We start from the raw sequence: 12,329 nt of genomic DNA on the forward strand, positions 1-12,329 counted from the left end.
TCCTGGGACGTCATGGCCCTGGCTCACCCGCTCGTGGGCCGGGCCATGCGGCAAGAGCCTTCCGGTCCGTCTTGCCCCGGTCGTTCACCGGGAGCTGGTCGAGCAGTACATATCGGGCGGGGACCAGGGCCGGCGGTAGCGCCTTGCGTAGCTGTTTGTCGATCAGGGCCTCGTCCAGCGAACTGCCGCTGCAGAAGGCGACCAGATGTCGGGCGACGCCCTCGCCCTCCGCGAGGACGACCGCGGCCGTCACGCCCGGCAGAGCCCGCAGCCGATGCTCGATCTCCGCCGGCTCGACGCGTTGACCCCGGATCTTCGTCTGGTGGTCGGTCCGGCCCAGATAGAGCAGACCTGCTTCATCGCTTCGGCGCACCACGTCGCCGGTGCGATACCAGAGGCGGCCGGCCGACTGGAGAAAACGCCCCTCGTCGTCCTCGGATCGCAGATAGCCGGAGAACATCTGAGGGCCGCTCACACACAGCTCACCCTGACGCGGGTCCGGCATGCCGGTCTCGTCGAGCAGCACCGCGTCATGACCGGGGAACAGCCGGCCGATGGGCACGATGCCGTGGTCACCAAAGTGCCCGTCCTCCGGTGACCAGCGGTGCACCGAGCATGCGATCGTCAGCTCCGTCGGGCCGTAGAGGTTCTCCACGGTGGAGTTGGCTGCGGCCGCCTGCCAAGCGGCCGCGTCCTCGTGGAGCAGCGCCTCCCCGCAGAACAGGCTCCACCGCAACGAGGGCAGGGAACCGGCCGTCAGCGCACCGGAGCGCCGCAGCAACGAGATCGCCCCGGGAACGGAGAACCAGACAGAGACCTGTTCCCGTGCCACGAACTGCGGCAGGCGGGCCAGCGCCGCCGGATGGGTGTACACCAAGGTGCCGCCGCAGGCCCACGTCACGAACAGGTCGAAGAAGGCCAGGTCGAAGGTGAGGCCGAAGGTTTGGCTGAAGACGTCGTCCTCGGTGAAGTCGTAACGGTCCAGAACACTGGTCACGAAGTGGAGGACGTTGGAATGGCCGATCGGCACCCCCTTGGGGCGCCCGGTCGAGCCCGAGGTGAACAGCACGTAGGCGATGTCGCTGGGCTGTTGCCGGGGGGCGAGCGCGGTGTGGCCGGTCCCGGTGAGAACGGCCACGTCCGAGCCCGCCCATGCGGAGGCATCGACCTCGGGCGAGAAGACCGGCGGGAGCTTTGCGCGCCCCGCCAGTTCCCGTACCTTGGCGGCACACACAGGGTCGGTGACCAGGGCATCCATCGGATGGTCGCGGAGCAGCTCGCCGAGCCGGTCGGCCGGGAGGTCCGGTGGGAGGGGGACCACCGCTGCCCCTGCGCACATGCCGGCCAGGATGCCCACGTACCCAGTGAAGGTGCGATCCGCCAGGATGCCGATCGAGCGGGGCTCACCCTCGGGGTGCGCCGACCGCAGGACTCCGGCCCAGCGATCGGCTGTGGTCCTCAGCTCCGAGTAACTCACCCGGCGGGGGCCGATACACAGGGCTGCCCTGTCCGGCACACGGTGCGCGCTGTGGCGTACGAGATCCTCCAGACGAGGCTCCGCGGCCGCAGCGTCGGTTTCGAAGGACGCTCTCGTCACCGCATCTCCCGTTTCGTATGCGACGCCCCGGACGTCGGGGCACACCGCGGCCATCGTGCCGGGCGGCGGCGCGTCGCAACAGATCCTTCCGGCCGCCCATCAGAGGAGGCTCATACGGCCATGCCCGCTCGGGTACCCCGCGTTGGGCGGTGGGGAGTGGCCGAGCGTGCGTGACAGTGGCGAGCCCGGGGATGCCTGCCGAGCACGTCGCTACGGTCGATGAGCAGCCGAGTGCTTGCCGTCGCTCCGGTACGGGGTCGCGCAGTCGCGCAGCAGCTCCAGCATGAGGTCCACGACGAGCTCGGGTCGGACGACGAAGGGGGAGTGGCCCGTTGGCCACTCGCGAACCGATGTGCAACGTCGGGCCAACACGCGTTGCAGTTCGGGCTCTATCGCCCGGTCTCGCGCGCAGACGACGTACGTGGACGGCGTGTGCTTCCAGCTCTGACGCTCGGGAACGCCCCGCCCGCACCCTGGCGCCTGAACGCGCAGCAGGTCCACCGCCCAGGCGGCGCGATCCTCGGGGCAGTCGGCGTAGAAGACGTCGGCGGCCAAATCGCGGCGGATGAAGGTGGAGTCGTCAGGTGCGGACTCGATGGCGTTTCGGAGCCGAGGAGTTGCACCGCCGGTGCTCGCCGCGCTCTCACCCGCGTCGAGCACGAAGGCCGCCACGTAGACGAGGTGTGCCGCGTTCTGAAGACCGGTGAGCACCGAACCGCCGTAGGAGTGTCCGAGGACGACGGGCGGCTCGTCCATTTCGTCGACGGCAGCCTGAACCACCGCCGTGTCCGCTCCAAGGGAGCCGCGGTGCAACTCGGGAACGACCACGTCAACGCCTGCGGCGTGCAGGCCTTCCACTACCAGGGCAAAGTGCTCGGCGCGGTGGTACAGACCGTGGACCAGTACTGCGCCGGCCATCGCAATCGCCTCCCCTGGTTACCCGCTGGAACGTGATCCTACAGATCACGGCGGCGGAGCGGCCCGGCGGAATCTCGTGGCCGCGACCAGTCCAGGCGACGGACGTTCGGATTGAGGTGGGCCTCAGTACGCCGCACCTCGTAGGAGGCATATCGGCCTGGCGTCGAAACAGCCGACTGCTACAGACTCGTAGGGACCTCCACGCTGACCACACAGCTCCAACACCTGGAACAAGACCCCCAAGGACAACTCCTGATCGGCGGCCGGTGCAGGCACGAGATGGGGCTCACCGACTTCATTGGGGACGATATAGCCTGGGCATGTGAATGAGGTGATCTTGGGGCGCGGTGACCTGTCAGACGCTGAGCACCGGCGTGATCGGTGCGGGCTCTGTCACACCGAGGGGGTGCCGCGGGCGGGGAGCGTCCATCAGCCCGTGCCCGCTGTCACTCAGTACCAGTCGCCGGACTTCATCGCAGCCATCGCGTACGAGGGGGCGGACCCGGCCGATGATCCCTTGTGGTGGCGGTCGGGAGCCGGCAGCCGGGAGGAGTACGGGTTCTGGTCGCGGCGGTCCTGCGGGATGGCCTGTCTGCAGATGGTGCTGACGCACCGTGGACAGCCGGTGCCGCCGTTGCAACACCTCATGCGCGACGGCATCGCTTGCGGCGCCTACCGGCCGAAGGAGGACGGGAGTGTTCTCGGCCTGCTGTACGCGCCGTTCCTGGAGTACGTGCGTGAGGTGCACCAGATCGACGGTGCCGTACATCCCGAGCTGTCCCTTCGGGAGCTGAGTGAGGAGCTGGACCGCGGCGGCATGGTGCTGGCCTCGGTGCACAAGGAGATCCGCCGGCCTTCGCTGCCCTCTCCGGGGCGGGGCGGGCACCTCGTTCTGGCCATTGGGCGGGACAGCCGAGGCGTCCACTTTCGCAACCCGTCCGGCCACACCGAGGAAGCACGGTACGGGCTCCTGCCCGCCGAGGTGTTCGAGACGTTCTTCGGCCGGCGCGGTGTGACTCTTCGGGTCGCCTGACCTGCGGCAGGCGCTCGAAGCTGGTGCTCAGGGCCTGTGCCTCCCACCGAGCTCTCAGGCCGTGGCCTCGTCCACGGCTCGGGTCCGCATCGCCCAGCCGATCAGCAGCGGTGTCAGTAGCCCGGAAAGGACGAAGAGACCCGCGGCGACCAGCCAGCCGGTGAGCGCGCCGGAGGTGACCACGGTGGTGACCAGGACCGGCCCAGCCATCTGGCTCGCGGCCATGCCCGTCGAGAAGAGCCCCTGGTACTGCCCCTGGGCGTGATCCGGAGCCAGGCCGAAGCCAGCCGCCCAGGAACCGGTGGTGTGGCAGATCTCGCCGACCACGTGCACACACCCGGCCGCGACCAGGAGGGCGACCGTCAGCACACCGGTGGTCGCTGCGGACACGCCGAGCAACAGACAGGCGCAGGCGACGAGGGCGCCCGCCACGGCACAGATGGGACCGGCCTGCCGAAGCCCTCCCCATCGCCGTCCCACCGGAACCTGGAAAATAAAGACGAAGAGCGTATTCAGCAGGAACAGGACAGAGACCAGTTGGCGTGGAGCGTCCGTGTGCTCGGACACCCACAGGGGGATACCGACTTCGAGCACCGCGTAGTGGAGCTGAAGGATCGAGGTCACCACGACGACCGAGGCGAAAGGTCCGTCGCGCAGGGCGAGCCAGGGGCTGACGGGCGTCGTGTGCTCGGCCGGTGCAACCGCAGGCACGCCGTACATCGCGGCGGCGGCTCCCACGAAACACAAGGCACCGAAGCAGAACAGCACCTCGTACACCGTGCGTCCCGAGGACGCCAGACCCACGCTGGCCAGAGCCGCGCCGATCGCGAATCCAACGTTGGTGACGGATCTCAGATAGGCGCGGGAGACGACGCGTTCCTCGGGGGGCATCGCCCTGGCGATCAGGGCGGAGCGCACCGCTGATGCCCCCTGGTTCGCGATCGCCAGCAGGCCGGTCACGGCGACGAACACGCCGAAGGAGTGTACGAAGCCGTGCAGGAAGACCGCGACTCCCTGGCAGACCAGAAGGCATGCCAGCAGGCCTCGAGGGCCCACGCGGTCGGACAGGCGACCGAAGGGGACCCCGACCAGGAGACTGACCAGCCCGGAGACCGTCAGCCCGAGTCCCAGACGTTCCACAGAGATTCCGACGACCCGCGTGAAGTAGATCGTCGTCAGCGTGACCACGAGCCCCGTTCCCACCGTGTGCAGGAGCGTGGTCACGGCAAGCGGGCGCGACGTCCGGGTGGGCGGTAGGACCAGTTGCCTCCCGACCCGGACGACCTTGCTGCGAATATCCGAGCGTGGCCGTGCTCTTACGGGTCGTTCGGCGACCGGGACGCCCCTACTCACCGGGATTCCCGCGCGCTTCGCTCGTGGACGAAAGCGAAGCAGTCGTCGGAGTTGAGCGCCTCGTGCGTCGCGAGGAGGTCGTCGATGGTTTCGGCGACGGCGAAGACGCGGGCCAGGTTCGCCGACGTGCCGCGGCGCCAGTCGGTGGGGCTTCCGGCCTGACAGAGGACGTCTGCGCTCACCACACCGGGCAGGGACAGCAGGTGAGCCGCCTCCGGCGCGCGGGCGACATGCGTCGCCGTGTGGGGAGGTTGGGGGGTGAGGAACGCGGCGTGACGGCGGTGCCGCGGGGCGGCGAGGGAGGCTCTGCCCACGGCTACGGCCGCCAGGTCGGCCACGACGTCGTAGTCGGCCGAGTAGTGCAGCAGCTCGGTCACGCCGCCGCCGATACGGCCATTGACCTCGATGACGCGCGGACCGTCGGGTGTCAGCTTGAACTCCGTGTGGACGGCCGTGTTGTCGAGGTCGAGGGCACGGATGGCGGCCGTGCTGATCTCACGCAGTTCCTCCTGCAGGGGGGCGGGCAGGCTCGATGGTGAGATGTCACCGGTTTCCCGGAACTCCCGTTCCAGCGGGAGCTTGTCCGTGACGGTCAGATGGTGGACCCGTCCATCGCATACGACGGACTCGACACTTACTTGGTCGCCGAAGCGCTCGTCGCCGTGTTGGTTCTGTCCGAACAGCCGTGCCTCCAGGATGAAGGACATCTGTCCGCTGCCGCGGGGGTCGGGGAGGTAGGCGCGTTCGGCGGTCCGCCAGAGGGTAGCGAGATCGGTGGCCTGGTCGACGGGGTACGTCGCGGCGCTGCCCACCCCCACCACCGGCTTGAGGACCGCCGGCAGACCAACGTGCTCGGCGGCCTCGCGGAGTTCCTCCAGGGTGCCGACACAGCGGAACGCCGGCATGGGGATTCCCGCGGCGGCCATCAGCGTGCGCTGGCTGTGCTTGCTGCGGAGTCTTTCGGCGGCGTGGACCGGTGCGCCGGGAAGGCCCGTTTTCGAGGCCGCCGCATGGCAGTCCGCGGCGACGAGTTCGCTGAAGGCCAGGATCCCGTCGGGTTTCCAGTCGGTGGCCTGTTCGAGGAGGAACGGGCCCCATGGGGTGTCCGGGTCGACTGCGACGCTTTCGCCGTGTTGGCCAAAGCTCTCCGCCAGGGCAGCGTCGGACATGGGATCGCCGCTGGGGCGCCAGAGGACCCGCAGCTGGTACGTTCCGCTCAGCCGGGGCAGGTACCAGGACGGGTGGGGACCACCGGGGCCATGGACGAAGAGAAGCCTTTCCGGCCGCTCAGTCATCTTCGATCTCTCTCAGTCTTGACGACACGTTGGTTGTTTGCGGGGACTGTCAGGAGGCCAAGGCACCGAGGTCGTCAGAGCGGCTTCCGAGATCCGCGAGCGTGCGGAAGTTGCTCCAGTCGACGTTGCCTCCGGACAGCACCACGCCGGCTCGCTTCACGCCGCGCAGATGCCGGCCGGAAGTCACTGCCGCCATGGCACAGGCCCCGCTGGGCTCTGGCACCACCTTGAGGTGGGTGAAGGCCAGCCGCATCGCTTCCGCGATCTCGCTGTCGCTGACCAGTACGACGTCGTCCAGGAGCCGGGTGTTGACCGCGAGGGCTCGGGAGCTCGGCGTCTGATGGCGCAGTCCGTCCGCGACGGTGGAGACCTGCGTGATGGTCGACCGCTCGCCCCGGCGCCAGGAGACGTAGGTGTCGTTGGCACCCTCGGGCTCGACTCCGATCACGCGGATGCTTGGATTGCGTGCCTTGGCGATGGTGGCGCAGCCGGCAGCGAGGCCCCCGCCTCCGAGCGGCACGAACAGGGTGTCCAGCTCGGGGTCGTCCTCCAGCATCTCCAGCGCCACCGTGCCGTTGCCCGCCATGACGGAGTAGGCGTCAGACGAAGGAACGACGTGGGCGCCGGTCTCCTCGGCGATCTCCGCGACGATCTTGTCCCGCTCGTCCGTTTCCCGGTGGTAGCGGACGATGTCCGCTCCGTCGGCCGTGATGGCAGCGATCTTGGTCTGCGGGCAGTCCTCCGGTACCACGACCGTGGCGTGGATGCCCAGGAGCCGGGCCGTCAGCGCCAACGCCTGGGCGTGGTTTCCGGAGGAGGCGCCGACGACTCCCCGGGCGCGGGACGAAGGGGACAACCCCATTACGTGGTTGTACGCCCCTCTGAACTTGAACGCGTTGGTGTGCTGGAACAGCTCGGCCTTGAACTTCCCGGTGACGCCGGTCAGGCGGTCGATGGCGCGGGAGGAGAGCATCGGGGTCCGGACGGCGACACCAGCGAGCAACTGAGCCGCTTGCGTGACGTGGTGCTCTGTGAGTGGCGTTGCCGAATCGCTTCCTTCGTTCATGCCACGTATCCCTCGCGTGCAGCGGCGGACTCGAGGATGAGCCGCACGAGGCTGTCGTAGTCGATCCCCTGAGCCTGGGCCATCGTCGCGAGGTTTCCGGTACGGGAAAGACCGGGGAGGGTGTTGACCTCCAGGAAGTACTCCATGCCGTTCTCATCCACGATGAAATCTGTGCGGGAGTACCCGATGCAGTTCAGTACCTTGTGGACCATGACAGCGATGTCAGCGAGCCGGGCGCGGGTGTCCTCGTCCAGGGAGGCCGGGCACTCGTAGCTGTGCAGGGCCGGGTCGCGTTTGGTCTCGTAGTCGTAGAACTCGCCCGCGGTTTTGGCCTCCAGAGGCGGAAGGGCCTGGGGACCGGCGGGGCCGTCCAGAACGCCCACCGTGATCGAGCGGCCGGGGCAGTAGCGCTCTGCGAAGAATCGCTGGCCGCTGCGGCCGGCCGACTCGATCAGATCGCACAGCTCAGCGACGTCGGACGCGATGGACATGCCCACGCTGCCCCCCTCGGATACCGGCTTGATCATGACCGGCAGGCCCACGGTGTCGGCGACTTCCTTGGCCAGGGCATCGGACGAGTCAGTCGGACCGAATTCGGCGTGGCCGAGAACGGGTACGCCGTGAGCCCCCACGAACGACTTGAGAGCGGTCTTGTTCATGCCCAGCGCACTGGCCATGACGCCCGACCCGGTATAGGGGATGCCTAGCATTTCGAGCAGGCCCTGCAGCTTGCCGTCCTCGGCGTATTGGCCGGCGATCGCCAGGAAGGCGATGTCGACCTCTCGTACCTGCTCGACGAAATCCGGAGCCGCCGAGTCGATAAGCTGGGTCCGATACCCCTGAGTGGTGAGGGATTCGTAGACGGTGCGGCCTGAGAGCAGCGAACGGTCGCGCTCCTGGGAGACTCCTCCAGTGATGACGCCGATCAACACCTCGCGGGAGACGTCCTGCGGGCGGGGTGTGTCCTCGTGCATTTTTGGTGACTCGCTCATTTCGATGGGATCAACTGAATTCTGCGTGCGGATGGCCGCTATTTCCTTGCCGTCACCGAGGCATCGAATGCATCGAATGCCTGGTCCACTTCCTCGGCGAAGACCTTTCCGCGGGGATACGGGACTTCTTCGAATCCCCGGGTGCGGATCTGGATCTGTGAGGCGTGGAGAGTGGCGCGCGCCATGGCATCGTCGGCGCTTGCTCCCGTGGCGATGACGTGGCCGGCGTAGTCTCCCGACCACCGGAGTCCCCGCGAGACGCCGCCGGGGCTCGCGTAGATTTCGACCTCTGCCACGTCCGGCACGGCCATAACCGAAGAGACGCCGCTGATGTCCTGAATCTCACCGGGTTCGGCGATCAGGAACCGAATGGCGGCGGCTTTTGTCGCCGACGGAACGTCAGGGAGGCGGGAAGCGTCATCCGCGGCGAGCTCAAAGGCCAGCCGCTCCATGTCGATTCCGTAGACCAGACGCACGAGCTCGTTGATGTGCCCACCTGCCCGGCGGCTGTGCGATTCGACCAGTTCGGGGCCGTGCGCCGTCAAGATGACCTCCGTGTGCGAAGGGCCCCACGTCAGGCCCGCTACGTCGAGAACGGCGCGGACCAGCCTGGCGGCTTCGTCGAACTGCCGCTCGGTGAGTGGGGCGGGCACGGCGTGTCCCAGCTCCACGGAGCCGGAGGAGAGCTCCTTGGTTGTCGCGGCGAGAGGGATGTGCGTGCCGTTGACCGAGAAGAACTCGAGGGACACCTCCGTACCTTCGATGATCTCCTCGGCCAGCATCTCCGACAGGCCGATCGACGATGCCCATTTCCAGGCTGCTGCGGCATCCTCGGCGCCATGGACGAAGTGGATTCCGACACTGCCGTCACCGCTTCTCGGCTTCACCACCGCACCGCCGTGCCGCTCGGCGAAGTCTTGAATGTCCTGCTCGTTCGTGACGATCTGCGCTGCAATCGTCCGTACACCGTGCTCGCGCAGCAGACTGCGCAGCCGATACTTGTCGCGCAATGCCTGCACCGTGTCGAATGAGTTTCCAGGAATGCCGAAGTGCGTACTTAGATGGCCAGAGAGCATCTGAAGCGGTTCCGAATGACAGATTATTCTATCGAACGGTGCTCTGGCCTGCAGACGCTCCACCAATTGCGCAACATCGGTAGTGCTACTGACGTCGACCTCGTGTATCTCGGTACAGAATCGCGCGGCGGCCGGATCCAGGTCGAGTGCGGCCCGGACATTGACGACATCCAGATTCAGTCCGGCCACCTTCTTGATGAGTCGGCTGGTTCCCCCCAGGAGGAGAATCCGTCGTCGCACCATTGGGTCTGCACCTCTCACGGACATATTCGAAATCGCTGAATCGAAATCGTTTCACAGTTAACGAGATCATCTAGATCATCTAGCCGGGTTTCGATGAGATGTGTCAACGATCGGTTTCCGGTCAGAGTCATCCATGTAACAGGATGGAACTTTTCTTGAAAATGTGCACAAAATGGACAGCGCATACATGGGGCAAAGCGCCCGCGGTGCCTGCTTTCGGATGCGGCCGGGAGTCCTGCGGTGTTCCGCCGATTGCCGCATGGCCGATTTCCTACGCGCAACTTTGGGGATGTCTTTACTGACGTGTGTGTTGATCGCCACATGATTTTCATGCAGGCGAGTCGCCCTTGACGTCGCGAGTTTGTGGACTGCCTCCATCGGCAGCGGTCTGTTGCTGGTCGGCTCGGCCATGGGCCTGCATGTCCTCGGCCAGTCGACGACGGGCCGTCGGGTGACGTCGCGGCCCGTCGGGTTCCATGCGCCCTGGGGTGGTGAAGACCGCCCCCGCATTCGGCGCCGGCATCAGCGGACGGCTGCACCCCGGCACAGCCGCAGGCTGGTGTTGCTCTCCATGACCGTGACCAGCAGCAGCCGAGGCGGTCGGTCGCAGCAGTGGCGTCGGTTGCGCCAGGTCGTGCGCTTGCCGGAGCGCTCGCCCGGGGCGGCACCGATCACGTCGGTGCCCTCGGCCTCGATGAGCCCCTGCAGGATGCGCAAGGCCATATCTCACGGCTGGTGCCGGATGGAAGTCGGATCCGACGTGGCGCTCCGAGTGGCTGTCCGCTCTCACTCCAGTGGCTGGTCAGGGCTGCGGCGGATCAAAATGCAGGTGCGTATGAGCCGGTTCGCACTCGTATACTCGTGCGGGCTCACGGAGGGGGAGGGGGAGACAGTGAAGCTTGCTGAGGCACTGGCAGAACGTGCGGAGGCGACGCGCCGTGTAGAACAGCTGCGAGCGCGTGTCGTCAGCAGTGCGCGGTACCAGGAAGGGGAGACGCCCGCCGAGGATGCAGCTCAGCTGTTGGCTGAGGCCGGTGAGGTGCTGGACGCTCTGGAAACGTTGATCCGGCGGATCAATCGGACCAATGCCACCGTGGAGATGGGTCCGAACGGCACGCTCACCGATGCCCTCGCACGCCGGGATGTCCTGCGGTTGCGTCACTCTGTGGTCACCGCGGCGGCGGACGCGGCGGCGGGTCAGGGTGAGCGGGGATACGGCCGGCAGCTCCGGTCCGAGCTGATGATGCTTTCCGCGCTTCCGGTCGCGGAACTGCGCGGTCAGGCGGATGCCCTCGCCCGGGAGATCCGCGAGGTCGATGTGCGGATCCAGCGTACGAACTGGGAGGTCGATTTGCTGGACTGAGTAGTCCAGCAAGCTGGGACGATGTGGAGCAGGTAGCAGCTTCGGAGGCGTGCACACACCGAGGGCCGGCGGTTTTCCGGCCCACTCCTGGCGCGTGAAGAGCAACGCGGGGGTTCGACTCCCCAATTAACAGTGCAGCTCAGTACCGCGTACAGGTAACGGTGCACATCGCACAGCACATCACCACGTGCAGATCCGAGGCGGCGAGGGCGGGTTCGGGGCTTTCCACATCGCAGCAAACAACCTGGCAACAGCGCAGGTCAGCAGCCCACCACACGCCAGACGCAGTGCGACAGGACAATGCAGGTCGCGCCTGTACCTCGTTCGCGTTGAAACGCCGACGCCTGGAAGGCCAAGCGGCCGCGCCGGGAACATCCGGTCCGGCCGGCACGGTTGCATCGACCGAGGGACCGGCGCCGCACGGGCGGGGAACACGGAGACCAGAGGGTCGTCCGCCCCACCAGGATCCGGGCCCCAGGATCGCGGTACGCCCGCCGCGCACTCGGACCAAGACGTATTTCTGCTGGAGGACTGTTTCATGACTGACCGGCCCTTGACGCTCATGGCAGTACACGCCCACCCGGACGACGAGGCCACCGGAACCGGAGGGGTCCTCGCGCGGTACGCGGCGGAAGGCATCCGCACAGTTCTCGTGACGTGTACCGACGGCGGTTGCGGTGACGGACCGGGGGGTGTCAAGCCGGGCGATCCCGGGCACGATCCGGCGGCCATCGCCCTGATGCGCCGTCAAGAACTCGAGGCGAGCTGTGACGTGCTGAAGGTCAGCGATCTGGAGATGCTGGACTATGCCGACTCCGGGATGATGGGCTGGCCGAGCAACGACGCCCCCGGATCCTTCTGGCAGACCCCCGTGGAGGAAGGCGCGGCCCGACTCGCGGAACTCATGCGGCACTACCGACCTGATGTGGTCGTCACCTACGACGAGAACGGCTTCTACGGCCACCCCGATCACATCCAGGCCCACCGCATCACGATGGCGGCGCTGGAGATGACCGCGCTGACACCGAAGGTGTACTGGACCACGATGCCCCGCTCGGGGATGCAGCGGTTCGGGGAGATCATGCGCGAGTTTCATCCGGACATGCCGGAGCCGGATCCCGCCGAGGCCGCCGCGATGGCCGAGATCGGCCTCCCCGACGATGAGATCACCACGTGGGTGGACACCACCGCGTTCAGCGGCCAGAAGTTCGACGCGCTGGCCGCGCACGCCAGTCAGGGCGAGAACATCTTCTTCCTCAAGATGGGCAAGGAGAGGTTCGGCGAGTTGATGGGCATGGAGACCTTCGTACGTGTCCAGGACGCCACCGGCGCGGCCGTGCCCGAGAACGATCTCTTCGCCGGACTGCGCTGATCAGCCCGCGACCAGGTCGGC

11 protein-coding genes are annotated in these 12,329 nt (G+C 67.1%); 3 read left to right on the forward strand and 8 right to left on the reverse strand.

Translation table 11 applies throughout. From position 1 onward, the window contains the following. Window positions 1-10: 10 nt before the first annotated feature. Entirely contained in the window at window positions 11-1,597 is a 1,587-nt protein-coding gene (locus PBV52_RS48105; protein ID WP_274248304.1) for an AMP-binding protein, read from the reverse strand. Window positions 1,598-1,807: 210 nt separating this feature from the next. After that, a complete protein-coding gene (locus PBV52_RS48110) occupies window positions 1,808-2,515 on the reverse strand; it encodes an alpha/beta hydrolase (RefSeq protein WP_274248305.1) in 708 nt (235 codons plus the stop codon). A 436-nt stretch (window positions 2,516-2,951) separates the two neighbouring features. Between PBV52_RS48110 and PBV52_RS48115 the strand changes: the two genes are divergently transcribed. Beyond that, complete coding sequence (locus tag PBV52_RS48115) at window positions 2,952-3,548, forward strand: peptidase (RefSeq protein ID WP_274248307.1); 597 nt, start codon at window positions 2,952-2,954, stop codon at window positions 3,546-3,548. A gap of 54 nt (window positions 3,549-3,602) precedes the next feature. Here PBV52_RS48115 and PBV52_RS48120 read toward each other — a convergent pair whose 3' ends face one another. The 6 genes from PBV52_RS48120 to PBV52_RS48145 all read right to left on the reverse strand — a co-directional run bounded on the left by PBV52_RS48120 (window position 3,603) and on the right by PBV52_RS48145 (window position 10,296). After that, window positions 3,603-4,772, reverse strand: a complete 1,170-nt coding sequence (locus tag PBV52_RS48120) for an MFS transporter (protein ID WP_274248309.1) — start codon at window positions 4,770-4,772, stop codon at window positions 3,603-3,605. Window positions 4,773-4,897: 125 nt separating this feature from the next. Further along, a complete protein-coding gene (locus PBV52_RS48125; protein WP_274248311.1) occupies window positions 4,898-6,196 on the reverse strand; it encodes an acetyl-CoA carboxylase biotin carboxylase subunit family protein in 1,299 nt (432 codons plus the stop codon). Window positions 6,197-6,245: 49 nt separating this feature from the next. After that, the gene (locus PBV52_RS48130; protein WP_274248312.1) at window positions 6,246-7,262 is read right to left on the reverse strand and encodes a threonine/serine dehydratase; all 1,017 of its coding nucleotides are present in this window, start codon (window positions 7,260-7,262) and stop codon (window positions 6,246-6,248) included. Continuing rightward, window positions 7,259-8,236 carry a D-alanine--D-alanine ligase gene (locus PBV52_RS48135; protein ID WP_274248313.1) on the reverse strand — a complete coding sequence of 326 codons (978 nt, stop codon included), beginning with the start codon at window positions 8,234-8,236 and terminating at the stop codon, window positions 7,259-7,261. The genes PBV52_RS48130 and PBV52_RS48135 overlap by 4 nt, the downstream gene beginning before the upstream one ends. Before the next feature lie 56 nt (window positions 8,237-8,292). Continuing rightward, window positions 8,293-9,573: an ATP-grasp domain-containing protein gene (locus PBV52_RS48140; protein ID WP_274248314.1), complete on the reverse strand. Its 1,281-nt coding sequence runs from the start codon at window positions 9,571-9,573 to the stop codon at window positions 8,293-8,295. Between the two features lie 522 nt (window positions 9,574-10,095). Continuing rightward, a complete protein-coding gene (locus PBV52_RS48145; RefSeq protein ID WP_274248316.1) occupies window positions 10,096-10,296 on the reverse strand; it encodes a hypothetical protein in 201 nt (66 codons plus the stop codon). Window positions 10,297-10,465: 169 nt separating this feature from the next. On the opposite strand from PBV52_RS48145, the gene PBV52_RS48150 reads away from it, so the two are divergent. Beyond that, window positions 10,466-10,936 carry a DIP1984 family protein gene (locus PBV52_RS48150; RefSeq protein WP_274248318.1) on the forward strand — a complete coding sequence of 157 codons (471 nt, stop codon included), beginning with the start codon at window positions 10,466-10,468 and terminating at the stop codon, window positions 10,934-10,936. Between the two features lie 538 nt (window positions 10,937-11,474). Beyond that, entirely contained in the window at window positions 11,475-12,308 is an 834-nt protein-coding gene (locus PBV52_RS48155) for a PIG-L family deacetylase (RefSeq protein WP_274248321.1), read from the forward strand. The last annotated feature ends 21 nt before the right edge of the window (window positions 12,309-12,329 follow it).

The organism is Streptomyces sp. T12 (assembly GCF_028736035.1).
Lineage (GTDB): Bacteria > Actinomycetota > Actinomycetes > Streptomycetales > Streptomycetaceae > Streptomyces.